Origin of the sequence: Halorarum halophilum, assembly GCF_013401515.1 — an archaeon.
GTDB classification, from domain to species: domain Archaea; phylum Halobacteriota; class Halobacteria; order Halobacteriales; family Haloferacaceae; genus Halorarum; species Halorarum halophilum.
The window spans coordinates 1-23,287 of sequence record NZ_CP058530.1; the positions used below are offsets into that span (position 1 = coordinate 1).

Here is a 23,287-nt window from a genome sequence, read left to right on the forward strand (position 1 = left end):
CGACCTCGACGAGGACGGGCGCGCGAGCTCGCCGACGAGTACGACATCGAGGCGTACTTCGACGTGGAGGAACTGGTCGCGGAGGCCGACCTGGACTGGCTGCACGTCTGTACGCCCGTCCAGACGCACCTCGAGGTGGCCAAGACGGCCATCGAGGCCGGCATCCCCATCCAGATCGAGAAGCCGGTCACGGAGACGTACGAGGAGTTCGAGGAGCTCGCGTCGTTCGCCGACCGCCACGGCGTCACCGTCTCCGTGAAGCACAACCACAACTTCGATCCCGCGATGCGCGCGGCGATGGCGAAGGTCGACGCCGGCGAACTCGGCCGGGTGAAGGGGGTCGACGTGATCTACACCGGCTCCAGCCTCGCCGACGACCCGAACCGCGGCGAGTGGAACCTCGACCTCTCGGGCGGCGAGTTCGAGGAGGGGATCCCCCACCCCATCTACATCACGCTCCGCGCTGGCGGCTACCCCCGCGACGAGTCGGAGGTCCAGGCGCTCACCGGGATGTTCGGGACGTACGACCGGGAGTTCGACTACGACGCCGCACAGCTGAGCTACGTCAGCGAGGACGGCGTGCTCTGCACGACGAAGATGCTCGGGGGGACCATCCCGAACCGCGTCGTGCTCATCCACGGCGAGGACACGTCGCTCACCGTCGACCTCGTCTCGCAGACGATCGAGGAGCACGACCGTGACTACAAGGCCTCGGCCGCCGCGCGCGCGCTCAACAACGTCGACCGGGCGGGCGACCGCCTGCTCGGGACGGTCCGGAACGCCCGGTCGGTGATCCGGCGCGCCCGCGACGACAGCTGGGACGTCGCCCGGCAGCTCAACGCCCACTACTACCAGAACGACGCCGAGTCGAAGGCGCTCTCGGGCGAGGGGGAGATGCCGGTCCCGCTTGAGGAGGCGCGCTGGACGATCCTGCTGATGGAGGAGATCCGGAACGCAGCGGGGCGCGGGGAGGCGACCGAACCGGACGCCCACCCCGCCGAGCCGGCGGTCGCCCGGGACGGTGAGTGAGGGAGGAACCGGGATGGCCGTCGCTCCGGCGTTCGACACCGCCGACACCGCGCTCCGATCGGTCGGCCGGCGGCTGGTCGAACAGCGCCCCGAGCTGAAGCAGCCACTCCTCGCGGCTCGGGACGCGTACGCTCGCAGCTACGTTCGCACGCGAGCGATCGTCAACGCCGTCCGGTACGACGCGCCGATCGACCCGTACCGGCTCATCCGGGTCGACCCCGCGGAGATCGAGGTCGCCCGGGAGACCGGGGTTCCCAAGTTCCGGATCGCCGGCACCGTCGTCGGCGGCGACTGGGACCGGACCGACAGCCGGTTCGAGGACTACGACGTGTTCCGGGCGTACGCCCGCCACTTCGAGGAGGGCGTCCCGTGGGAGGACACCGAGTTCTTCGACCGCATCGTGGGCCTGCTCGAGGAGGGGGAGGTGAAGTGGGGCTGTGCGACGGAGGCGGAGTTCCGCGAGCGGTGCGAGCGGCTCGAGGAGCTGTACGCCTCCATCGAGGAGCACGGCTACAAGTCCCAGGAGGAGCTCCACGCGGGCGACGTGTCGGACCCCATCAGGTCCGGCACCCGGCTGAAGACCGAGCGGCTGAAGGACGAGATCGCCATCCACATCGACCGCGACGGCGACCTGCTGTTCGACGACGGCCGCAACCGGCTCTCCATCGCGAAGGTCCAGGGGCTCGACTCCGTCCCCGTGCGCGTCCTGCAGCGGCACGAGCGCTGGCAGGCGATCCGCGACGCGTACGTCCGCGGCGACGACCGCGTCCGCGACTGCGGCGACCACCCCGACCTCCGCTACCTCGAGTTCGGCGGCAGCTGACCCCGCGTTCGGCCCTCAGACGCTCGACCTCGGGCACGGCTCCGGCCCGAATCCGGCGCCGACCCGACCGCGGAACCGACCGACGTCCCACCGTTTTTGTCGCCGCACCCCGTACGTTCGGACGTGGCGTCAGCACTGTTCGTGGTAAGCGAGGAGGGGTACTGGGCCGAGGAATGCGTCGAGCCGCTCACGACGCTCGACGACGCCGGCGTGGACGTGACCGTCGCGACGCCGTCGGGCGGGCCGGCGCTCGTCGACGAGCGCTCGACCGACCCGGAGAACGTCGGCGAGGAGACGGCCGAGTTCGTCCAGGACGTCGCCGAGAACGACGAGCGGCTGAACAACCCGGAGCCGATCGCGACCGTGTCGGCGGCCGACCACGACGCCGTCGTCTTCCCCGGCGGCCACGGCACCGAGTGGGACGTGAACCAGGACCGTCACGCCCGCGCGCTCCTGCGCGAGGCGGTCGAGTCCGACGACGGGACGGCGCTCGTGGTCTGCCATGCCGTCGGCCTGCTCGCGTTCGCCCGCGACTCCGAGGGCGGCTTCGTGGTCGAGGGGCGTGACGTGACCGGCTTCCCCAACGACTGGGAGGAGGGCATCGTCGGCGACGACGACCTGATGCCGGACGGCCGCAAGCTCCCCTACTGGGTCGAGGACGAGGTGAAGGCGGCCGGCGCGAACTGGGACGCCGAACTGGAGGAGGACTCCTCGGTGACGGTGGACGGCGACCTCGTCACCGCCCGGGGCCCGGAATCCTCGGCGGAGGCGGCCGAGACGTTGCTCGACGAACTGGGCGTCGAACAGCCGGCGGACTGAACCGACCGACCGGCCCACTCGGCCCACTCGGCCGATGCGGCCGGCTCAGTCCGGAACGCCGAGGACGGCGACGTCGTAGTCGGCGATGTCCTCGGCCGACGCGAGGAGAATCACCTCGAACCGCCAGGTCGCTCCGGGGGCGACGTCGCCGGTACTGGCGACGTAGCGGCCGAGCTGGGCGCCCGTGTCGTCGTACACCCGCACGCGCACCTCGACGACCTCGACGGGGTCGTCGCCGGTGTTGGTGACGGCGCCCTGGACCGTCGGCCCCTTGTATCCGGACTCGACGACGAACTCGTGCTCCTCGAGCGAGAGTACCTCGAGGTGGCTGGCGGCGTCGTTCACCTCCCGCTCGGCCACCGCCTCCGCGGCGGCCATCTCGCTCGCGTTGCGCGACCCGCCGCCCGCGTCGTCGACGGTCCCGTCCACGTACGTCGGGCCGTCGCTCACGCCGGCACACCCGCCGAGTACGGCGGCCGTCCCGACGCCCAGCGTGCCCAGGAGCCGTCGGCGAGTCGTGCGTTCGGGCGGCGCGGTCACTCCCGGCCAGCCTCCCGTTCGGTTCCGCTCTCGACCATCACTGTCGGAACGAAGGCGCGGGACGCATTTCAATCTGGTCGCCACCCATCGCCGCCGGCTCGTGGCCTCGCCGCCACTCACCACCACTACCCACCGCGGCACCCGAGCGTCGGTCCGTCCTACCGATTGGTCGTCGCGTCAGCGGAACCGGTCGTGTCGGAAGCGGCGGTCGGATCCGTCGACTCGACGAGGTCGGCCAGCCCGTCCCGGAGCGACGTCGTGGGCTCGAAATCCAGCACCTCGCGCGCGCGGGAGACGTCGGCGCGGCTCCGCCGGAGGTCGCCCTGGCGGGGGTCGGTGTGGACGATGTCCACGTCCTCGCCGCTCACGTCCCGCACCGTCTCGGCCAGCTCCCGGATGGTGACGCTCTCGCCCGTGCCCACGTTGACGGCCGTCCCGACCTCGTCCGTGCGGGCGGCGGCCAGGTTGGCGTCCACCACGTCGGAGACGTGCACGAAGTCGCGCGTCTGTTCGCCGTCGCCCTCGACCGTGAGCGGTCCGCCCGAGCGCGCCTGGTCGAGGAACGCACTGATGACGCCGCTGTACGGCCCGCTCGCCTGTCTGGGTCCGTAGATGTTGAAGTAGCGCAGCGCCACCGTCTCCAGCCCGTACAGGTCGTGGTACAGCCGCGCGTAGTGGTCGAGCGCCAGTTTGTCGAGGCCGTAGGGCGACCCCGGCGCCTTCGGGTGATCCTCGGCGACGGGGATCGACTCCGGCTCGCCGTAGATGGCGACGCTCGAGGCGAGGACGACCCGGGCGTCGGCCCGGCGTGCGGCCTCGAGGAGCTGCACCGTCGCCGTCGCGTTGCGGTCGTGGCTCTCGGTCGGGCGATCGACGGACTTCGGGACCGACACCAGTCCCGCCTCGTGGAAGACGAGGTCGACGCCCGCCATCGCCTCGGCGAGGGTGTCCGGGTCGCGGACGTCGCCCTCGATGAACGTCGCCCCGTCCGGGACGATCCGCGGCCGGCCGGTCGAGAGGTCGTCGAGCACGCGCACCTCGTTGTCCGCGACGAGCGCGTCGGCGATGTGGCCCCCGACGAATCCGGCGCCGCCGGTCACGAGCACGGTCTCCCCGCTGGGCCCCTCGCGGTCCGTGTCGAGGCCGCGAGCGTCGGCGTGGTCGCCGCCTCGAGGGTGATCGTCGGTCACGGGCACGCACCTCGCGTCGGTGGTCGCACGTCCATACGACCGAGCAGGGTCGAACGCGGGATTGTTAGCCGTCTCCTTCCGCCTCACGCGAGGAAGTCGGCCACCTCGCGCACGTCGAGGACGCCACCGAGGACGGCGAGCACGCCCCAGACGAGCAGCCCCGCGAGGACCGCGCCGATGAGCGTCGGGATGCCCGACACGACGGGGAGCATGGCGACGACGACCGCGACCATCCCGACGGTCACCAGGCAGACGACCCCGACGTGGCGGCCCACCCGCCGGACGCTGAAGCCGAGTTCGCCGTGGATGACCCAGACGTTCATCCCGGTGTAGACGGAGTAGGTGATGACCGTCGCGACGGCCGCGCCGACGACGCCCATCGTCGGGATGAGCAGCAGGTTCAGGACGAAGTTCGAGACCGCGGTCGCGCTCTTCACGATGGCGCGCGAGCGCGCCCGGCCGAGGTAGTCCAGCCCGTCGCTCGTCACCTTGTTCACGGCGTTGACGAGGATGAAGCCGCTGAACACCTGGACGACCGGCACGGCGCCGAGGTACTCCCCGCCGAACACGTACTGGATCATCGGCTCGGCGACGAGTATCAGCCCGGCCGCGGCGGGAATGTACGCCAGCAGGACGTACTCGAGCGAGCGCTCGTACAGGTTGGCGGCCCGGTCCAGGCGGTCCCCCGACTGCTGCTCACCTATCGCGGGCGAGATCGTGAAGCCGAACGAGGCGGCCGGCACCGCGACGAAGTCGGCGACCTGCTTCGCGACCGTGTAGTAGCCGACCGCGGTCATGTTCATGAGGACGCCGACCAGCACCGTGTCGACCTTCTTGTCGAGGACGTTCGCGCCCCTGGTCGCGGTCAGCGGGACGGCGTACTCGAGCATGCGCCGCGTGAGCCCCTCCTCCACCTCGTCGGCCGGCTCGTACTGCCGGTAGAACTTGAAGTACAGCGCGGCGAAACCGACCGCCGCGGCGACGACGAACCCGGCGACGTAGCCCGCCAGCGCGCCGACCGCGCCGAAACCGAGCAGCACGAACAGGACGACGAACACGAGCCGGGAGGCGTTGTTGACGACGCCGACGATCGCCGTCCACGAGACGCGGTTGAACCCCTGGAACGTCGCGCCGAGGAACTTCGTCCCCGAGCGGGCGGCGACGTACCCCCCGCCGACGAGCAGGAACGGCACGAGCGCCGTCTCCCCGAGCATCCGGGCGACCGGGCGGCCGACGACGACGACCCCGACGCTGACGACGAGCGTGAGCGCGGCGAGGTACATGAGCGACCGCCGAACGAGGTGGGGGATCTGGCCGGGATCGGTCTCCGTGAAGTCGGTGATGTACCGCGCGACCGACTTGGGCAGGCCGAGCGTCGCGAGGATGCTCACCACCACGAGCACCGAGAGCGCGAAGTTGAGCCGTCCGAACTCCTCCGGGGTGAGGAGGTAGCGCGTGAGGACGATGATGAGCGCGGCGTTGGACAGCATGTTCACCACGTTCGCCCCGAACGTGGCTTTCAGCCCGCGGGAGAGGCGATCGGCGAGCGACATCTATCGGTCCGCCGCGTCGATGCGGTAGAGGCTGAACCCGTCGTTCGCCCGTACCCTGTTCACCCCAGGCGTCGTCTCGAGGGCCCTGAACCCCGCCTCGCCGTATCGGAAGCCGTCGTACAGCCTGGTCTCGCTCTCGTACTCGGCGTCGGTCACGCTCAGGTAGTAGTCCTCGTCGCGCAACTCGGTGTAGTTGGCGCGCGTGAACACGGCCTCCCCCACCCCCTCGCGGTAGCCGGGGAACTCCAGCGTGGTTCGGGCGCGCTCCGTGCCGTAGGCGAGGTCGACGTACCGCCGCGGCCCGCCGCGGATCCCCCTGAACTCCGTCCCCGGTTCGCGGTGCTCGAAGGCGGCCGCGTAGCCGTCGGCCTGGCTCTCGGGGACGTGCTGGTTCGGCTTGTAGACGTGGGGCGAGGAGTGGAACGCCGCGGCCCCGATGGGCAACAGGAGCAGGAACAGCACGACCAGCCCCACGCGGACGCCGGTGCGCGCCCGCTTCCCCTCGAGGGCGTGGGCCGCCCGCGCCAGCCCGACCGCGCCGAGGATGGTCACGGGGACCATGATGAACCCCTGGTAGCGGAAGTACATGTCGCCGGCCGAGGAGGCGACGAGCAGGAGGAACACCGCGAACAGCGGGACCAGCGCGGCGGCGAGGTACGTGAGCAGCGAGGTGCCGTCCGAGCGCTCGTCGCTCAGCCGACCGGTGAACAGCGCGAAGAGCAGCCCCCCGGCGACGATCGAGAGGACGAGCGCCGGCAAGAACAGTTTGACGAACACGACGAGCAGGCTCCCGCCGACGGCGACCAGCGACACCGACTTGTCGGCGACGACGGTGCCGGCGGACGGCCCCTCGAGGATCACGCTCGTCACCGTCGAGATGATGGCCCCCCGAACGCGGGGGAACCGGGGCGCCCACAGGAGGAACGCGACCGCGACGAGCGCGGTCTGGGCGTACAGCGGGCGGTGCGTGGCGATCGGGTGGTCGGCCGACCGCCGCCGGTACAGCGCCTGTACGGTCGCGATGGCGCCGAAGAACAGCACGACGTTCAGCGCCTGCTGCGGGTGGACGAGCACGATCGCGCTCGAGGCCAGCGCGAGCAGGATCCCGACGGCGGTCACGCGGTCGTCGGCCGCGGGCCTGCTTGCCCCGCCGACGCCCCGGGTCCGCCACGGTCGCGTGCTGTAGCGCAGCACGAGGTACAGCAGGAACGGGAAGAAGAGGATCGCCTGGCTCGCCGGGTGCGCGGTGATGTGGACCGAGATGCCGTTGACCGGCGCGAGCAGCAGCGCGGCGAGCACGCCGATCGCCAGCGCCAGCCGGGAGTCGTCGAGCAGCCGGACGCACAGCGGGACGAACAGCATGAAGACGAGCGTGTAACACCCGAGCACCACGAGCATCAGCGCGATCCGGAGCGGGAGGCCGGTGACGGCGCCGATGAAGACGGCCGTGGTGTGGACGCCCGGGTAGAGGAGGTTCACCGGCGCGAGCGACCCCGACGCCAGCTCGCGGGCCCAGCCGAGGTGGCTCAACGAGTCGCCGGCGCCGACGAAGAAGTAGCCGCGCAACAGCGGCATCGCCACGACGGCCAACGTCGCCGCACCGGCGAGCACGAGCCCCGCGTCGCGCAGCCGGTTCGGTCCCCCCCGGTCCGCGCGGTCGACAGTGAGTGCGACGCCGACGCCCGTCGCGGCCGCGAGCGCGAGACACCCCCAGACCGCGACCGGCGTCGACCGGTACAGCGAGAGTTCGTACTCCGTGGCCGGCGCCTGCCGTGCGAGTAGCACCGCGCCGAGGAGTGCGAGAAATCCGACCGTCAGCCCGACTTTCGAGACGCTATGTTGATTCCTTACTGACATAGTCGATCCCCATCAGAGAGTGGGTGGTCGTCATACACCGCCGCCGTTACGGGCTTAGTTATGGAGCGAGTACCCCGTGCGGTCCGGTCGCTCGACGGTGTTCGGCCCGGCGGTCCCCGGTTCGCCGCCCCCGGGCCGACGACGAGTGGCCGTCCGTGTCGGGCGGTAGCGTCCGGTTATGCGGCCCGAACAGCCGTGTGGGGGCGCCCGAACGCGCGCGGGCGGTCGGCCGCCGGGCTCACCCCGGTCCGGCGGTCGGGTCGTTCCCGAAGTACAGCAGGAGCGCCCCGACGCCGGCGACGATCGCCACGACGAGCGTCGTCCCCGCCGGGAGGATCGAGTCGGCGATATCCATCACGTCGAGGAGGTACAGCAGCCCCATGACGACGAACCCCGCGACGGAGAACCACCCGAACGATCCGATGTCGTTCCCGGCGCTCGTCCGCTCCCGCTCGGTCATCTCCTGTTCTGCCATACTCGCCGTTCGAGCCGAATTTCAATAAACGTTCGACTATTCGTCGTGGTTAGTGGTAAGATACGGGGGACAACTGGACGGCTATCCCGACTCCCCGGGTCGAATCGGTCGGATTCCGGGTTCGATACGAACGGCGACTGGTGGGTTCGCGGCGGTCAGGTGCCGTCCGCGACCACGGTGCGGTACACGGCGCGGAGCCGCTCGTTCGACCGCTGGACGCTCACCTCGCGCGCGGCCTCGCGGCCGTTCGAGCGCTCCCGCGCCGCGAGCACGTCGGCGAGCGCGCCCGCGAGGTCCTCGTCGGTGGTCTCGACCGCCGAGGGCGAGACGTCCGCCAGCCGGGCGCGCACGTCGCCGACGTCGGTCGTCACGACCGGAAGGTTGCACGCCATCGCCTCCTTCACGGCGTTGGGGGAGCCCTCGCGCCGGGAGGTGACCAGCAGCGAGTCGGCGGCGTTCATGTAGACGGGCATCCGGGCGTGCGGGACGCCCGTGACGGCGTGGAGTTCGACGGGTTCGTCGAGCCGCTCGCGGGCCGCCTCGACCACGCGCTCGGCGCGCGGGTAGTCCTTCACGCCGCGTTCGGGCGGGTACGGGAACAGAACGTGCCGGACGTCGGGGTCCCAGCCGAGTTCCGCGCGCGCCTCGTCGGCGGGCGCGGGCGCGAACCGCTCGAGGTCGACGCCGTGAGGGATGACGTAGGAGTCGCAGTTCAGCCGGTCGGCCATCTCGTGGGACATGACGACGACGGCGTCGGCGAAGCGGGCGCAGGCCGCGCTCACCGGGCCGTAGGGGCCCATCAGGTCGGTCCCCCACAGCGAGACGACGACGGGGAGCGACGGCTGGGCCACGGCGGCCGGGGCGGTCAGGCCGTAGTTCGCGTGGATCAGGTCGTAGTCGCCGAACGAGTGGCGCAGCACCGTCGGGTAGAGCCGGAGGTAGTCGAGCGGGCTCCGGCCGTCCACGTCGCCGTCGCCGACGTGCCGGTTCCCCGGCACGGGCAGCGTGGTCGTCTCGACTCCAGCGGCCTCCAGGTACCGGATCTGCTGGTTGAAGAACCGGGACTCGGTGTTCGTGACGAGCTGGAGCGCGCGCATGCTATCGGGCCACCAGGTTGTACGCCCGCTTGGCCACGTCCATCCCCGCGCCGCCCGATTCGACGACGTAGTACGGCGCGAGGTCGGCGCCGAACTTGCTCTTGTACCGGCAGAGGCGTTCGGTGTTCGCACCCATCAGGTCGTACGTGTGAATCGACTCGCGCGGTTCCCCCGCGGCGATGTCCTGGACGATGGTCCAGTGGACGAGGCTGTTGACGCTCACGCCCTCGTGGGTCGTGCGCGCGCCCCCGAGCCAGTAGTAGGCGGCGTCGTTCGAGAACAGCGCGATGACGCCGGTGAGGAACTCCCCGTCGGGCCCGCGGACGACGTAGGTGCGGGACCGGTCGTCCGCGGCCATCGCGTCGGTCAGATCGCGGACGTAGGGCCAGGTCAGGCTGAATCCGCGGTCCTGCTCGGCGTAGCGTTCGGCCGTGCGGTCGAACACCGCGCGGGTCCCCTCCTGCCCCTCGACGTCGACGGTCACGTCGAGGTCGCGGGCGTCGCGGATCTCCCGGCGCAGGCTCTTGCTACACGCCGTGAGCAGGTCCTCGGGGTCCTCGTCGCCGACGTGGAGTTCGTAGGTGAAGCGGGTCTCGAGGTCGAAGTCGTTCCAGATGTACGGCCGCGGGTCGGGGAACGACGTGTTGCAGACGGTCCGGAACAGCGTCAGCGACGACTCGACGCCGAGTTCGTCCACGAGCGCCTCGGCGAACTTCGTGTTCACCTTCTCGCGCTTGCGCCGCTTGGGGCTGGCCGGCATCACGAGCGGGCCGAGGTGTGGGATCGAGAAGCCGGGCGGCGGCGACATCACCGCGGTGCCGACCGACTGCTCGCGGACGACCGCGGGGAACAGGCCGACCGGCCTGTCGCCCTTGAACGCGCCGTAGAGTCGGAGGTCGCCGTCGGCGTGCTCGTCGAGGACGCCGAGCGCGGCCGGCGCGTGGAACGGCTCGAACCCGGACGACGGCAGGGCGTCCCCCCACTCCTCGAGCGAGAGCGTGTCGAGTTTCATTCGCTCCGGTCGGGGGCTCCCGTCGGGTTTGTTATCTCCCGCCTACCGTCCGAACGGTCTGGGTCGGGCGATTCTACCGGGCCCGAGGTGGGAGCGTCCGACCGGGACGGATCGGGGGCCGATCCGCCGTCCGACGCGGGCGGTTCGTGGAGGTCCTCCCGCTCGTACAGCTCGCCGGGCGGGCCGACCCAGGCGCCCAGGTCGAGCGCGTGCTCGATCAGCCGGCGGTACAGCCGGCGGTGGCCGGGGAAGTCGCCCTCGCTGAAGTGGCGCGGGTGCCAGAGCACGGTCATCACCGCGCCGTTGTCGCGCGCCTCGGCGAGCAGTTCCTCGCAGGCCTCCCAGGCGCGGTCGAAGTCGTCGGCGGGGTCGGGGAGGGCCTGCTCCATGATCGTCAGCGGGAAGACGACGAACCCGTCGTCGAACGGGCGCTGGATGCCGTAGCCGTGCTGGAAACCGTACTCGTCGCTGGAGCCGAGCGACGCGTCGTACGACAGCCCGATGTCGCGGTGGTGCTCCCACGTCTCCGGGCGCGAGAGGTTGAGGTAGTGCTGGCGCCCGCCGAGCACCTCGTGGCCGACCGCCGCCTCGACGGCGGCCTTCTCCTCGCGGAGGCGCTCGCGGTCGGTGGGCGACTCGTAAGAGCCGTGTAACCCGAGCTCCCAGCCGCCCTCGTCCAGCCGCGAGAGGGCCTCCAGGACGTCCGGGTCGTCGAGGCTGTAGCGCCCGGCGAACAGCTGCCACCCCTCCATCGAGAGCCACTCGCGGGGCGGCCGGTCGCGGAAGAGGCGCTGCTCGCGGAGGACGTAGACCGCCGACCGGACCCCGAGGTCGTCCTCGAGGTCCATCATCGTCCCGAACTGCCAGTACGGGTTCCGCCCCGGCAGCGCGGTCGAGAGGTGGTACCGCCGCCGCGCCGGCTCCGTGAGCGCGTAGTAGAGCGACTGGTACGTCTTGTACGGCCGGTCGAGGTCGTGGGTGAGCAGCAGCGCGAAACTGTGGCCGTCCGGGACGGGCCGTTCCGCGTCGCCACCGGCGGGACCGTCGTCGCCGGCGCCGTCGCGGTCGTTCGTGGGGCTCACGCCGCGCCCACCTCCTGGACGGTGTCGAGCATGTACGCGGTCACGTCGACCTTCTCCGCGAGCATGTCGCGCCGCCGCGCCCGCCACCGGTCGCCCGCGTCCGGATCGGCGGCCAGGTCGACGGCCGTCTCGACGAACTCGTCGTCGTCGCGGACGGTGGTGACGAGGCCGTACTCGTGGAGCTCGTGGAACACGCCCATCTCGCCGTCGAAGGGGTTGAGCCGGACGGTCGGCGTGCCGAGGACTGCCGCCTCGGCCGCCGTCGTCCCGGAGTCCCCGGCGTACAGGTCAGCGTGCGCGAGGAGCTGGTGGAGGTCCTCGGGCGGCACGGGCAGCCGGCGGTCGTCGAGGTCGGCGGGGAGCGGCCCCTCGCTCGACACGTACACCGTCAGCCCCGCCCCCTCGAGGCGCTCGACGAGGTCGCGCTTTCCCTCGGGCGTGAGGCTCTCGTGGCCGGTGTCGTGGTGGGCGCCCATCGCGACGAACCGGAGGACGGCGTACGGCTCGTCGGGGTCGACGCCCGACTCGCGGAGCGACTCGGGGTCGGGGTCGAAGCGCGCCGGGTGGAGGTAGGCGAGTTCGTGGAACCCCTCGTACCGGCGCTGGTGGGCGCCCAGGTCGCGCCCGTAGCGGGACGGCGTGCAGACGACGCTCGCGAACGGGGTCGTGACCCGTTCGAGCAGCCCCGCGTTCTCGGTGTCGTGGAAGACGACGTTCGGGACGCCGAGCAGCCGCGAGACGTGCGCGGCGGCGGGGTTGAGCCTGCTCACCACCACGTCGGGGTCGAACCGGCGGGCCAGCCTGAGCAACCGCGCCTCGCGGGCGACCCACTCGCGGACCAGCCCGCCGCGACCCTCGGTCACGCCGGTCAGGGGCGTGTGTGCGACGCCGGCCGCGTCGAGCAGGTCGGTCGTCACGTCCTTCTCGCGGGAGGCGACGTGGACGTCGTGGCCCGACTCCCGCAGGCCGTCGGCGGCGTGTTTGAACAGGTGGACGTGGGCCGGGTGACTCACGTCGAACAGCACGCGCATCACTCCAGGTAGCCGAGGTCGGCGAGCCGTTGCTCCATCTCCTCACCTCCTCCCTCGCTCGCGTCGCGCTCGGCGTCAAGCGGCGGTCGGGTCGCGATACCCCGCTCCGCCGGGTCGCTGCCGGGTTCGAACACGTCGAGCACGGTCCCGTCCATGTCCGTCGGCACCGACGCGCCCATCGCGTGCAGCAGCGTCGGCGCGAGGTCGACGATGCGGGCGCGCTCGCCCAGCCCCTCGCTCCGGAAGCTCGGCCCGGAGAAGAGGAACACCCCCTCGGGCATGTTGCCGCCGCGCCAGACGCCCTCGCTCGCGTACCACGAGTCGGGGCCGATGGCGTCGCTGGTGTGGACGTTCTCGCCCTGGTCGAGGATGAGGTCCGGGGCGTTGTCGGCGTACTCCCCCTCGTAGTACTCCTCGCCGCGCTGGACCGAGCGAACGATCCGCTGGCCGGTCTCGGGGTGGCGAAGCCCCTCGAGTTCCTCGATGAGTTCGTCCCGGAGGTCCTCGTAGCGCGGGTCGTCCTCGGGGACGTTGAGGTAGATCGGCCCCTGGTTGCTCGCGACCGCGGTCGTCGCGTCCCAGTCGACGACCGAGAGCACGCGGTCGCGCTTGACGCCCTCCTCCCACGGGACCATGCGCTGGACCCGCTCGGGGACGACCTCGCTCAGCGTCTCGACCATGCCGAGTCGCTTGGCGACCGAGAGCGCGCGCTCCTTCGTGATGCCGAGCGACTGGAGCGCGGAGTCGACGCCCGCGTCGACCGTCAGGTACCCCCGCTCGGCGAGCCAGGCGTTGATGTAGAACACGGTCTCCACCTCGCAGGTGCCGTGGTCGGACATGACGAGGATGTCGTGGTCCTCCTCGTCGTCGAGGAACCGGCCGATGTGCTCGTCGATGCGCTGCCACGCGCGGTAGACGGGCTCCTCGTCCCAGAAGTAGTGCTGGAGCGCCATGCTGTAGAACACCGTGAGGTGGAGGAAGTCGGGCTCCTCCCGCTCCAGCAGCTTCCGTGCGGCCTCGAACCGGAGGTCCACGAGGTCGAGCACCGCCTCGACCTCCGCCTCGCCGGTCTCGGTCGGGGAGATCATCGGCGACGGGTGGACCCGGTAGTCCAGTTCCTCGCGCAGGAACTCCTCCACGTCGGGCGGCGTGGCGAAGTCGGTGTCCAGCGAGCGGTACGTCCCCTCGGAGGCGTCCGGCCCGCCGGCGACGACGAAGCCGTCGATGTCCTTCGGCGGGTACGTCGAGGGCTTGTTGATGACCCCCGCGCTCATCCCGTCCGCGTTGAGGTAGTCCCACAGCTCGCCGCTCTTGAAGTCGGTCGCGTCGTGGAACACGTGCTCCCTGTTCTCGGTGTCGATGCGGTCGAACCGGAAGACGTCGAGCTTGCCGGGGTTCTTCCCCGTCGCGTAGCACTTCCAGTTCGGAACCGTCAGCGGCGGCAGGCAGCTCTCGGAGACGCCCCCGATGCCGTCGTCGATCAGCCGCTGGAGGTTCGGCAGGTCCCCCCCGTCGAGCCAATCGCCGATGAGGTCCCAGTTCGCTCCGTCGAGTCCGATGGTGATTGTCGTCATGAGTTGGTAGTCACGTCGTGGTGGTCCGAACCGCGTTGAGCCCCCGTTTCACGAGGTTGACCGCGGTGTCCTTCGTGCGCTCAGCGACGAGTTCGGGGTAGGAGTCCGCCCACCGGTTCGGGTGTGCCAGCACGCAGGCCCGCGAGACCTCCCGGTCCGCGAGCAGCGCCGCCAGCTCCGCGGTCGTGTCGGCGGCGACGGTCTTCTCCCCCTCGCCCATCGTGTGGTCCTTGATCTTCAGCGGGCCGTCCCGCCAGGTCCGGCTCGTGTCCGAGAAGTACGTCACGTCCTCGAAGTCCATCGACAGGTACGCCTCGCCGAGCAGGTCGTACTCGTCGAACCCGGGCGCGCCCTCGGCGGCGAACATGTCCCGGTTGTCGTGGGGCGACAGCGGGTTGCCGTGCATGCACACCGTGTCGATGTCGCAGACGTGCCGGAACCAACGGAGCGAGTCCTCGAACAGCTCGTGGGCGCGTTCGAGGTCCCCGCCGGCCTTGACGTAGTCCTCGTAGTGGTAGCCGACCTCGTGGCCGAGGTGCTCGACCTCCCGCGCCATCGTCGGCTCGAACGTCGAGGTCCGGAAGTAGTACGTGCTCTCGACGCCGCGCTCGGCCTCGAGCCGGGCCATCTTGAGTGAGTTCTCGGCCTTCCGGTCCACGTCGTGTCTGAGCACGACGAACCGCTCGGGCAGTTCCTCGGCCGAGAGGTAGTCCCGGACGGTGACGAACTCGTAGCCGGCGTCCGCGCACGCGTCGAGCAGGCCGGCGTAGTCCGCGAAGGTGAAGCCGTCCGTCATTCCCAGCCCCGCCCCACGGTGTAGAGCCGGTGGTCTGCGCCCCCGAGGTCGACGACGTCCCGGCCGTCGACGACGACCAGCCCGTCGTCGAACGCGGGCCAGTCGACCGCGTCGAACTCGGGGTGGTCGGTGACGAGCGCGACGGCGTCGACGTCCCGGTCGTAGATCTCCTCGAGCGGGACGTCGTCGGCGTCGAACCCCTCGGCGTCGACGAGCGGGTCCGCGGCGAGCACCTCCGCGCCGTGGTCGGAGAGCGCCGAGCACACCCCGAGCGCGGGGCTGGCGCGGGTCTCCTTCACGCCGGCGCGGTAGGTGAGCCCCAGGACGAGCACGCGCGCGTCGTCCAGGGCCGTCCCGTCGGCCTGGAGCCCCTCGGCCACCTTCGCGGCGACGAAGTCCGGCATGGCGTCGTTCACCCCGCGCGCCGTCTCCAGCAGCGGCGCCGCGGTCTCCAGCCAGTTGATGAGGAAGTACGGGTAGTACGGGATGCAGTGACCGCCCACGCCCGGACCGGGGGTGTGGATGTCGCAGAACGGCTGGGTGTTGGCGGTCGCGATCGCCTCGCGGGTGTCGATGTCGAGCTCGTCGGTGAACCGCGCGGCCTCGTTGGCGAGCGCGATGTTCACGTCGCGGTACAGCCCCTCGAACACCTTCACCGCCTCAGCGGTCGTCGCGTCCGACACCGGGAGCACCTCGTTGTCCACGAGCTCCTCGTAGATCGTCCGCGCACACCGGGTGCTCTCGGCGTCGACGCCGCCGACGACCTTCGGGTGCGCCCCGCGCACGTCCCGGAGCGCGCGCCCGCTGGAGGTCCGCTCGGGACAGAACGCCAGCCCGAACTCGCCGCGCCGGAGGCCGCTCTCACGCTCCAGCAGCGGGAGCACGACGTCGCGGCACGTTCCCGGCGGCACGGTCGACTCGACGACGACGAGGTCGCCGGGGTAGAGGCCGCTCGCGACGCCCTCGACCGCCGCCTCCAGCGTGGAGAGGTCGGGTTCGTTCGCCTCGGTGACGAGCGTCGGCACGATGACGACGTGGACGCTCGCGTCCCGGGCGGCCGCGGCCGGGTCGGTCGTCGCCGTCAGCGCACCTGCCTCGGAGACCGCCGAGACCGCCTCGGGCAGGCCCGGCTCGCGCTCGACGTGGCACTCGCCGGCCTCGACGGCCGCGACCACGTCGGGGTCGACGTCGACGCCGGTGACGTTCCCGCACGTCTCGGCGTACACGGTCGCGAGCGGGAGGCCCATCTTGCCGAGGCCGTACACCGCGACCGGCACCTCGCCGTTCACGAACGCGGCGCGCCGGGCGTCGTCGTCGAGGTCCGTGCCGTACAGCGACCGGACCTCGGACCTCGTCGTCACGACGCCACCTCCTTCTCCCGCTCCTCCCGCCGTCGGCCGGCGGCGATGTCGTCGATGCGGCGGGCGACCTCGACCGCCCGGAGGCCGTCCTCGGCGGTGACGACCGGCTCGGACCCGTTCCGCACCGCGGCGGCGAACGACTCCAGTTCGGCCTTCAGCGGTTCGCCGTTCTCGACGGTGGGCCGCTCGACGACGCTCTCGACGCGCTCGCGCACCGTGCCGTCGTTCTCGACGTACGCCGGCGCGGTGTGGCGGTGGATCTCCACCGACTGGTTCATGTAGTCCACGCAGACCCGGCACTCGCGGGCGGTGATGCCGAGCTTTCGCACCTTCCGCTGGGTGACGCGGCTCGCCGTCAGGTTCGCGATGACGCCGTCCTCGAACCGGCAGGTCGCGGTGGCGTAGCGGTTGCCGTCCACGCCCGCCGCGTCCACGGAGACGGGGGCGTCGTCGAGCAGCGAGCACACGATGTCGATGTCGTGGATCATCAGGTCGAACACGGCCGAGTCGGCCACCTCGCGCTGGCGCGGCGGTCCGAGCCGCTGGGCGTCGACCGCGAGCACGTCGATGTTCGGGAGCACGTCGGCCAGCGCCCGCACGGCGGGGTTGAACCGCTCGATGTGGCCGACCTGGAGCACAAGCCCCTCGTCGCGGGCGCGCTCCGCGAGTTCGCGTCCCCGCTGGAGGTCGTCGACGTACGGTTTCTCGACCAGCGCGTGCGTGCCCGCGTCGATCGCGCGTTCGAGCATCGCGGGGTGGGCGGCCGTCGGCACCGCGACGGAGACGAGGTCGGCGTCCTCGAGGAGGTCGCCGGCGTCGCGGGCGACCGAGCCGTAGTCGTCGGCGACTCCCCGGGCGGCCTGCGTGTCGAGGTCGGCGACGCCGACCAGGTCCACGTCCGGGAGTTCGCTGTACACCCGGGCGTGGTTGCGTCCCATACTGCCGACGCCGATGACGCCGGCGGCCAGCGGGTCGCTCATGCGTTCCCGCGGCCGGTGTCGGCCGTCGGTTCCGGGGCGTCCCCGTTCGCGTACGATTCGACCGCCTCGCAGATCGTCCGGAGGTCGTCGGTCGAGAGCTCCGGGTGGACGGGCAGCGAGAGCACCTGGTCGGCCGCGCGTTCCGCGACCGGGCAGTCGGCGTCGACGTCGGCGTACGCAGGCTGCTGGTGGATGGGCGTCGGGTAGTAGATCCCCGTGCCGACGCCGGCGTCCGAGAGGTGGTCGCGGAGGCCGTCGCGGTCGTCGTAGCGGATCGTGTACTGGTGGTAGACGTGGCGCGTCCTCGACGGCTCGTTGGGGGTGATGACGCCCGCGTCGGCCAGCCGCTTCGAGAGGTAGGCGGCGTGCCCGCGCCGGGCGATGGTGTAGTCGACCAGCTTCGGGAGCTGCGCGCGGCCGATAGCCGCACACAGGCTCGTCATCCGGAAGTTGTGCCCCACCTCGGCGTGCTCGTACCCCGAGGTGCGACCGTGGTCCGCGAACCGGGCGACCCTCTCGGCAACGTCGGCGCGGTCCGTCGTCACCATCCCGCCCTCCCCCGTGGTCATGTTCTTCGTCGGGTAGAACGAGAAGCAGGCCGCGTCGCCGAACGATCCGACGCGCCGTCGGTCGTACTCGGCGCCGTGCGCCTGCGCGGCGTCCTCGACGAGCGCGAGGTCGTGCTCGTCGGCGATCTCCCGGAGGCGATCCAGCTCCGCGGGGAGCCCGTAGAGGTGGACCGCGAGGATGGCGGCGACGTCGTCGCGCTCGCGGACGACCCGCTCGACCTCGCGCGGGTCGAGCGTGAACGTCGCGGGGTCGATGTCCGCGAACACGGGCTCGGCGCCCGCGTGGCGGACGGCGTTCGCGCTCGCGACGAACGAGAACGGCGTCGTGACGACCGCGTCGCCCTCGCCGATCCCGAGCGCCTCGAAGGCGGCGTGGAGCGCCGTCGTCCCGTTCGTGGTGGCGACGCCGTGGCCCGCGCCGCAGAAGTCGGCGAACTCGTCCTCGAAGCGGCGGACCTCCTCCCCGTCGGCCAGCTGTCCGCTGTCGAGCACGCGCTGGACGCCCTCGCGTTCCTCCTCCCCGATCCGCGGGTCCGCGATGGGGATCATCGGACTGTGTTCCCTCCCTGGAGCCGCTCGGGGAGCGGTTGGTGCTCGGCCGGGGAGCCGACCGCGAGGGTGTCGGCGGGCACGTCCTCCGTGACGACGGCGCCGGCGGCGACGAACGCGCGCTCGCCGATGGTGACGCCGGGGAGCACCGTCGCGTTCGCGCCGACGGTCGCGTCGTCCTCGAGGGTCGGCCCCTCAAGTTCGACCTCCTCCCGCAGCGGGTAGTCGTCGTTCGTGAGCACCGCGCCCGGACCGACGAACACGCGGTCACCCACGGTGGTGTTCGTCGGGAGGTACGCGCCGGTCTGGATGCTCACCTCGTCGCCGACGGTCGAGCCGCCGTCGATCACCGCGCGCGTGCCCACGAGCACGTCGTCGCCGATGACGGTGTCCTCGCGAACCAGCGCGTCGTGACCGGTGGTGAACCCTTCGCCGATGGTCACGTCGCCGTAGACGACGGTGCCGCGGCGGATGGTCGCCCCGCGCTCGATGGTCGGCATCGAGCCGTCGGGGTCGCCCAGCGTCACGTTCGGGTGTATCTCGGCGCCGTCGCCGATCGTCGCGTTCGTCACTGGACGCCTCCTGGCGAGTCCACCGCACGCGCTCGCGCGCGGCTTCTCCGGCCGGTGCGTCGGGTGTGTGAATGTGTCCGAGACATGGATACAAACTGCGCGGTCAGTTTCCCGGCAGTATCCGGTCTTGCCCGTCATCGAACCATTGTTATGAGCGGCTTTGGCGCGTTAATTACAGGCTGCCACTACCGCACCGACGTTCCCACTGCGACGCACGAACGGCGGGGCCGAGCCCCAGTCACGCGGTTCCTTTGCGCGCGACGTAGTACACCGTCGGGCCGAACAGCCGGGAGAGCGTTCCGGTCCGGCCGAGCGTCGTAAGCGGCTCGAAGCCGAACGAGCGGAGCTGCCGTCGCTGGGCCGGGGGTGTGATGTGGTACACCGGGTAGACGCCCCTGACGCCCTCGACCCGCTTGTACGGCGTCCCGATACGACCGTCCGCGAGGTTGCGCGCCCAGAACGCCGCCGTCTCCCGGAGTTCGGCCGGCGTTGGGGGGTAGACCAGCGCCAGTCGCCGGCTGTTGTGCGCGCTGAACACGAACAGCCCGTCGTCGGCGAGCACGCGGTTGATCTCGCCGAGCGCGGCGTACCGGCTCGACTCGGGGTACAGGTCGTCGAGGCCGTTGTACGAGAACAGGACGGTCCCGAACGCCCCGTCCCGGAAGGGGAGCTGCGTCGCGTCGGCCGTGAGACACGTCGCGTCGGTGGCCGCCTCGGCCGCCCGGACCATCGGGGCGCTGATGTCGACGCCGACCACGTCGTAGCCGCGCTCGGCGATCGCCGCGGTCGTCCGCCCGGCCCCGCACCCGAGGTCGAGTACGGGCGCGTCGGCGTCGAAGAACCCGCGTTCGAGCGCCTCGCGCTCCTGTTCGAACAGTCCGTCCTCCCGGAGCGAGACGTACCTGTCGACGACGCCGTCGCTCCCGTAGTGGGACACAGCCGGGACCTCCCCCTGTTCCCTCGTATGCATGGCTTCCCTGCTACCGCCGGATTTCGCTTAGTTACAGGCGGCGTACGCGGACACGGCGCTCGCCCGCCGTTCTCGCGTTCTTGCGGTCTCGGGACCCGTGAAGTCCGGGACGGGGTCGGGGTCGAGCGCGGTAAGCACCTGTTCGTCCCGGCCGACGACTCGCCGACGAGGTGCGCCGGTCAGCCGCACTCGCCGGTGGGGGACTGCGAGCCGCCCCCGCCGAGTTGCCGGACGGACACGTCGACCGTCTCGATGTCCGAGTCCCTGAAGCGGTACGGCTTGCTGGTCACCGCGAGGTGCGCGTCGCGGATGGTCCCGTTAACCCGATCCGCGTCGACGCCGCTTCGTTCCCGTCCGGGCTGGTGGACGCAGAGCCCCTCGAACACGCAGTTGTCCCGCCTGCTCGCCTGGATGGCGGCACCCGTGGCGGCCGCGCCGGTGATGACCACGTTCTCGACGGTGAACGACTCCCCCATGCGGAGGAGGCCGCCGGTCGGCTCCTTGATGCGGATCGCGTTGACGCCGTCGGCGTCGACGCGGATGCGGGTGTTCCGGAGCGTCGCCGACTCCAGTTCCGAGGAGAACGTCACGGCGCCGTCGCTGAACGAGACGTCGAGCAGTTCGACGAGGCAGTCCTCGACGAGGATGCCCTTGCCGCCGCGCAGGCGGATCCCGCGCATGTTCCTGAACCCGTTGCGGGCCTCGTCGCACCTGACGTGGACGCCGCGGACGAGGCTCCCGGCGTCGGCGTTCACCCGGACGCTCGCCACCTCGTTGTTGGCGTAGTAGCCGCCGAGCACCCGCACGCGTCCCTCCGGCGGGTCGGCGTACAGGCCGTTGTCGGAGAACCCCTCGATGCGGCAGTCGACGAAGGAGATGTCCCCGCGCGTGTCGTCGCCGACCTCGCACCCCGTGATGGGCCACTTGACCACCGCGCCGTCGGGGAGGTGGAGCCGTTCGACCCGCCCGACTCCGTCCGGGCTGGTGACGTCCACCCGGACCGTGTCCGTGTCCACGTCCTGCCTACCCCGGACGGTGACGTTCCGGAGGTTCAGTTCGTGGTCGACGCGGGCGACGATCGGCCGGCCGCCGGTCCGCTTCGCGCGGAAGTCGAACTCGAGCCCGTCGACGAGCAGGCGGGAGGCCGTCCCGGGGGTGCCGAGCGTGAACAGTTCGTCGTCGAACCCCTGCGGGGGGACGATCGTCGCCCCGTCGGCCACCAGGCCGAACAGCGAGAACTCCGTGAACGACCACTGCTCCTCCATCCGATAGCGCCCGGGCGGGAGGTACAGCATCCGGTTGTTCGCCGCGGCGTCGTCGAGGACGGGACCGAGCGGCTCGGTGCCGAACGGGTCGGCGCCGTGTTCCCCCAAGTTGCGGATCTCGCCGAACCCCCACGCGTCGGCGACGGCTTCCAGGTCGGGCTGGTCGGCCGGCGTCGGCTCGTCCCAGGGGTCGAGGGAGCGCCCACCACAGCCGGCGAGCCCCGCCGTCGCCGCCGCTGCTGTCGCCAGCAGCGTTCGTCTGCGCATATGGCTAACGACGACACCCTCGTGGGATTGTTATAACATCCGTACCGCCGGACGACGGCCAGTAGCGGCGTCCTGCGCGGCTCGGCTTCGACTTGCGGCGGGCGACGAGCGTGAGAAACGTCCGAGTACGAGGACGCCCGGTTCGAACCGTCGAACTGCGGTTTCGGTCCCGACGCCCGGACGGCGGACGGGACGTCAGGGCCCGATTCGACGTGTAACGGTCGGTATCCTCCCCTTACTACCGCGACGAGGCCAGAGAACGACGCCTGGGTTCTGCACCCGGTTCCGGGACGGTCGACGTGGGCTGTTCCCGCCCGGCCGGCGCGTCGGTCGCCGTCGGGGGTGGTCGGTGTTGCCGACGTGGCCGGCCTTACACCATCGTCTCGAGTTCGCAGACGACGTCGGGGTCCGCGACGATGAACGCGTTCTCCCGGAGCAGGTCCTCGTCCGAGGGGAGAACGAGCACGTTCCGCCCGTCCGAGGAGTGCAGCACGTCCAGCTCCAGGAGCTGGTACCCGAGATCCGACTCGGGGTCCGGGTTGCGCGGGAGCAGCTCCAGGTCCCGGAGGCGGCCGCCGCTCGTCTTAGGCATGGCGGCTGAACTCGACGCTGGACGCGTCCTCGCTCGAGTCTTCGCTCGATCCGTCACCACCCGACTCGTCGCCCTCCTGTTGGCTGCCGCCGGCCGACCCGCCCGAGTTCCACGGGCCGACGCCGGAGCCGACGCCCTTGATCTCGTCCGCGGAGGGGTAGCCGGTCAGTTCGCCGGGGGTGGGGAACGAGGCGTCGCCGTCCGACGTGACGCCGGACCCGCCGAACTCGGCGTCGATCTCGTGGTTCCCCGAGCCGACGGCGACGCAGTTCTCGACCGTCAGGTCGAGGTCGCCGCCCGTCTCGTCCACGAGGAGGGGGTTCTCCGTCTCGTTGTAGAACGCGCAGTTGCGGATCTCGACGGTCGAACCGGGTGCGTCGTCCTCGATCTCGATCGGGTTGCCCGCGCCCTCGACGTCGAGGTAGACGAAGTAGCAGTCCTCGATGACGAACGTCCCCGGGTGGCGGATGCGGAGGCCGCGCGCGTTCGCGGAGTTGGTGTCGTCGCTCGGGATCTCGCCCGTGACGGCGATCAGGCAGTTCCGGACGTGACTAGTCTTCCCGCTGCTGGTGCCGTCGCGGTGGCCGACGCGGATGCCGGCGATGTTGTTGTTCACCGCCGCGCAGTTCTCGATCGTCACCGGGGGCTTGTCGACGTACGCCCCGTTGTTGGCCATGGACCCCCAGGCGGAGTTCCGGATCGTCACGCGCTCGTCGCCGCCGGAGTCGGTGTACAGCGCGCGGTCCTCGCTCTGCTGGCCGCCCTCGGGCCAGATGAACCCGTCGAGCGTCGCGCCGGGGGACAGGTCGAGCCCGGCCTTCGGCTCGGGGTTCTTCCCGCGGACGACGACGTTCTCGAGGGTCCCCTCCACGGTTCCCTGCATCGTCCCGGACTCGAGGTTCAGCACCACGTCGCCCTCCGACCCGCCGCCGACCAGCGCCGCGTCGGAGCCGATCTCGAGCTCCTCGCCCTCCCACGCGTACTTGCCGGGCTCGATGGTGGTCTTCCCGTCGGGGCTGAGCGGCAGCGAGGACTCCTGGGCGGCCGCGCCGCCCGTGGCGACGCCGACGGTCCCCAGCGTGGCGGCGGCGGCGGCCGCCCCCTTCAGCAGCGAGCGCCGCGACGTGGTCCCCGTTCGACCCCGTTTGGAGGGCGTACCGCTCCCGTTCGACTGGTCGGTAACCGCTTCCTTCTCCCCTGCATCGTCGATGTGGCTTGGCGCCATGCCTGGTAGGACGGTGTTTACCGAAAAGGGGTTTCGACCACCTCGAACTCGCTCGTGGA

22 protein-coding genes are annotated in these 23,287 nt (G+C 71.1%); 3 read left to right on the plus strand and 19 right to left on the minus strand.

Annotated features, from left to right (window positions below; all coding sequences use genetic code 11):
- Positions 1-63 precede the first annotated feature (63 nt).
- The 3 genes from HUG10_RS18335 (at position 64) to HUG10_RS18345 (ending at position 2,671) form a co-directional block, all read left to right on the plus strand.
- Positions 64-1,029, plus strand: a complete 966-nt coding sequence (locus tag HUG10_RS18335) for a Gfo/Idh/MocA family protein (protein ID WP_246310363.1) — start codon at positions 64-66, stop codon at positions 1,027-1,029.
- A gap of 13 nt (positions 1,030-1,042) precedes the next feature.
- Positions 1,043-1,852 (plus strand): ParB N-terminal domain-containing protein, encoded by an 810-nt coding sequence (locus HUG10_RS18340; RefSeq protein WP_179171146.1) that lies wholly within the window; start codon positions 1,043-1,045, stop codon positions 1,850-1,852.
- Positions 1,853-1,975: 123 nt separating this feature from the next.
- On the plus strand, positions 1,976-2,671 hold the full coding sequence (locus tag HUG10_RS18345) for a type 1 glutamine amidotransferase domain-containing protein (protein ID WP_179171147.1): 696 nt from the start codon (positions 1,976-1,978) through the stop codon (positions 2,669-2,671).
- A gap of 45 nt (positions 2,672-2,716) precedes the next feature.
- On the opposite strand, the gene HUG10_RS18350 is transcribed toward HUG10_RS18345, so the two are convergent.
- The 19 genes from HUG10_RS18350 to HUG10_RS18440 all read right to left on the minus strand — a co-directional run bounded on the left by HUG10_RS18350 (position 2,717) and on the right by HUG10_RS18440 (position 23,228).
- Complete coding sequence (locus HUG10_RS18350; protein ID WP_179171148.1) at positions 2,717-3,211, minus strand: FxLYD domain-containing protein; 495 nt, start codon at positions 3,209-3,211, stop codon at positions 2,717-2,719.
- 158 nt (positions 3,212-3,369) lie between these two features.
- Positions 3,370-4,317 (minus strand): NAD-dependent epimerase/dehydratase family protein, encoded by a 948-nt coding sequence (locus tag HUG10_RS18355; RefSeq protein WP_246310430.1) that lies wholly within the window; start codon positions 4,315-4,317, stop codon positions 3,370-3,372.
- A gap of 167 nt (positions 4,318-4,484) precedes the next feature.
- On the minus strand, positions 4,485-5,954 hold the full coding sequence (locus HUG10_RS18360) for a flippase (RefSeq protein WP_179171150.1): 1,470 nt from the start codon (positions 5,952-5,954) through the stop codon (positions 4,485-4,487).
- Positions 5,955-7,811, minus strand: coding sequence for a hypothetical protein (locus HUG10_RS18365; protein ID WP_179171151.1), 1,857 nt, complete (start codon positions 7,809-7,811; stop codon positions 5,955-5,957).
- A 238-nt stretch (positions 7,812-8,049) separates the two neighbouring features.
- Positions 8,050-8,286, minus strand: coding sequence for a hypothetical protein (locus HUG10_RS18370; RefSeq protein ID WP_179171152.1), 237 nt, complete (start codon positions 8,284-8,286; stop codon positions 8,050-8,052).
- A gap of 155 nt (positions 8,287-8,441) precedes the next feature.
- Positions 8,442-9,383, minus strand: coding sequence for a glycosyltransferase (locus tag HUG10_RS18375; protein WP_179171153.1), 942 nt, complete (start codon positions 9,381-9,383; stop codon positions 8,442-8,444).
- A 1-nt stretch (position 9,384) separates the two neighbouring features.
- Entirely contained in the window at positions 9,385-10,395 is a 1,011-nt protein-coding gene (locus tag HUG10_RS18380) for a GNAT family N-acetyltransferase (protein ID WP_179171154.1), read from the minus strand.
- Complete coding sequence (locus HUG10_RS18385) at positions 10,392-11,477, minus strand: polysaccharide deacetylase family protein (protein WP_394355002.1); 1,086 nt, start codon at positions 11,475-11,477, stop codon at positions 10,392-10,394. The genes HUG10_RS18380 and HUG10_RS18385 overlap by 4 nt, the downstream gene beginning before the upstream one ends.
- Positions 11,474-12,508 carry a DUF354 domain-containing protein gene (locus HUG10_RS18390; RefSeq protein ID WP_179171155.1) on the minus strand — a complete coding sequence of 345 codons (1,035 nt, stop codon included), beginning with the start codon at positions 12,506-12,508 and terminating at the stop codon, positions 11,474-11,476. The genes HUG10_RS18385 and HUG10_RS18390 overlap by 4 nt, the downstream gene beginning before the upstream one ends.
- Positions 12,508-14,082 (minus strand): alkaline phosphatase family protein, encoded by a 1,575-nt coding sequence (locus HUG10_RS18395; protein ID WP_179171156.1) that lies wholly within the window; start codon positions 14,080-14,082, stop codon positions 12,508-12,510. Before HUG10_RS18395 ends, HUG10_RS18390 begins: the two co-directional genes overlap by 1 nt.
- 10 nt (positions 14,083-14,092) lie before the next feature.
- On the minus strand, positions 14,093-14,878 hold the full coding sequence (locus HUG10_RS18400; RefSeq protein WP_179171157.1) for a hypothetical protein: 786 nt from the start codon (positions 14,876-14,878) through the stop codon (positions 14,093-14,095).
- Positions 14,875-16,239: a nucleotide sugar dehydrogenase gene (locus HUG10_RS18405; protein ID WP_179171158.1), complete on the minus strand. Its 1,365-nt coding sequence runs from the start codon at positions 16,237-16,239 to the stop codon at positions 14,875-14,877. Before HUG10_RS18405 ends, HUG10_RS18400 begins: the two co-directional genes overlap by 4 nt.
- Entirely contained in the window at positions 16,236-17,219 is a 984-nt protein-coding gene (locus tag HUG10_RS18410) for a Gfo/Idh/MocA family protein (protein ID WP_179171159.1), read from the minus strand. Before HUG10_RS18410 ends, HUG10_RS18405 begins: the two co-directional genes overlap by 4 nt.
- Positions 17,216-18,337: a DegT/DnrJ/EryC1/StrS family aminotransferase gene (locus tag HUG10_RS18415; protein ID WP_179171160.1), complete on the minus strand. Its 1,122-nt coding sequence runs from the start codon at positions 18,335-18,337 to the stop codon at positions 17,216-17,218. Before HUG10_RS18415 ends, HUG10_RS18410 begins: the two co-directional genes overlap by 4 nt.
- Positions 18,334-18,909, minus strand: coding sequence for an acyltransferase (locus HUG10_RS18420; RefSeq protein WP_394355003.1), 576 nt, complete (start codon positions 18,907-18,909; stop codon positions 18,334-18,336). The genes HUG10_RS18415 and HUG10_RS18420 overlap by 4 nt, the downstream gene beginning before the upstream one ends.
- Positions 18,910-19,147: 238 nt before the next feature.
- The gene (locus HUG10_RS18425; protein ID WP_179171161.1) at positions 19,148-19,879 is read right to left on the minus strand and encodes a class I SAM-dependent methyltransferase; all 732 of its coding nucleotides are present in this window, start codon (positions 19,877-19,879) and stop codon (positions 19,148-19,150) included.
- Between the two features lie 179 nt (positions 19,880-20,058).
- On the minus strand, positions 20,059-21,411 hold the full coding sequence (locus HUG10_RS18430) for a hypothetical protein (RefSeq protein WP_179171162.1): 1,353 nt from the start codon (positions 21,409-21,411) through the stop codon (positions 20,059-20,061).
- 370 nt (positions 21,412-21,781) lie between these two features.
- Entirely contained in the window at positions 21,782-22,003 is a 222-nt protein-coding gene (locus HUG10_RS18435; protein WP_179171163.1) for a hypothetical protein, read from the minus strand.
- Positions 21,996-23,228, minus strand: coding sequence for a right-handed parallel beta-helix repeat-containing protein (locus HUG10_RS18440; protein ID WP_179171164.1), 1,233 nt, complete (start codon positions 23,226-23,228; stop codon positions 21,996-21,998). Before HUG10_RS18440 ends, HUG10_RS18435 begins: the two co-directional genes overlap by 8 nt.
- Positions 23,229-23,287: the final 59 nt, after the last annotated feature.

Excerpts from the sequence above, each read along its gene's own strand:
- HUG10_RS18340 (WP_179171146.1), top strand. The coding sequence starts at position 1,043 with ATGGCCGTCGCTCCGGCGTTCGACACCGCCGACACCGCGCTCCGATCG.
- HUG10_RS18360 (WP_179171150.1), bottom strand. The coding sequence starts at position 5,954 with ATGTCGCTCGCCGATCGCCTCTCCCGCGGGCTGAAAGCCACGTTCGGG.
- HUG10_RS18365 (WP_179171151.1), bottom strand. The coding sequence starts at position 7,811 with ATGTCAGTAAGGAATCAACATAGCGTCTCGAAAGTCGGGCTGACGGTC.
- HUG10_RS18370 (WP_179171152.1), bottom strand. The coding sequence starts at position 8,286 with ATGGCAGAACAGGAGATGACCGAGCGGGAGCGGACGAGCGCCGGGAAC.
- HUG10_RS18375 (WP_179171153.1), bottom strand. The coding sequence starts at position 9,383 with ATGCGCGCGCTCCAGCTCGTCACGAACACCGAGTCCCGGTTCTTCAAC.
- HUG10_RS18380 (WP_179171154.1), bottom strand. The coding sequence starts at position 10,395 with ATGAAACTCGACACGCTCTCGCTCGAGGAGTGGGGGGACGCCCTGCCG.
- HUG10_RS18390 (WP_179171155.1), bottom strand. The coding sequence starts at position 12,508 with ATGCGCGTGCTGTTCGACGTGAGTCACCCGGCCCACGTCCACCTGTTC.
- HUG10_RS18395 (WP_179171156.1), bottom strand. The coding sequence starts at position 14,082 with ATGACGACAATCACCATCGGACTCGACGGAGCGAACTGGGACCTCATC.
- HUG10_RS18400 (WP_179171157.1), bottom strand. The coding sequence starts at position 14,878 with ATGACGGACGGCTTCACCTTCGCGGACTACGCCGGCCTGCTCGACGCG.
- HUG10_RS18410 (WP_179171159.1), bottom strand. The coding sequence starts at position 17,219 with ATGAGCGACCCGCTGGCCGCCGGCGTCATCGGCGTCGGCAGTATGGGA.
- HUG10_RS18415 (WP_179171160.1), bottom strand. The coding sequence starts at position 18,337 with ATGATCCCCATCGCGGACCCGCGGATCGGGGAGGAGGAACGCGAGGGC.
- HUG10_RS18425 (WP_179171161.1), bottom strand. The coding sequence starts at position 19,879 with ATGCATACGAGGGAACAGGGGGAGGTCCCGGCTGTGTCCCACTACGGG.
- HUG10_RS18430 (WP_179171162.1), bottom strand. The coding sequence starts at position 21,411 with ATGCGCAGACGAACGCTGCTGGCGACAGCAGCGGCGGCGACGGCGGGG.
- HUG10_RS18435 (WP_179171163.1), bottom strand. The coding sequence starts at position 22,003 with ATGCCTAAGACGAGCGGCGGCCGCCTCCGGGACCTGGAGCTGCTCCCG.
- HUG10_RS18440 (WP_179171164.1), bottom strand. The coding sequence starts at position 23,228 with ATGGCGCCAAGCCACATCGACGATGCAGGGGAGAAGGAAGCGGTTACC.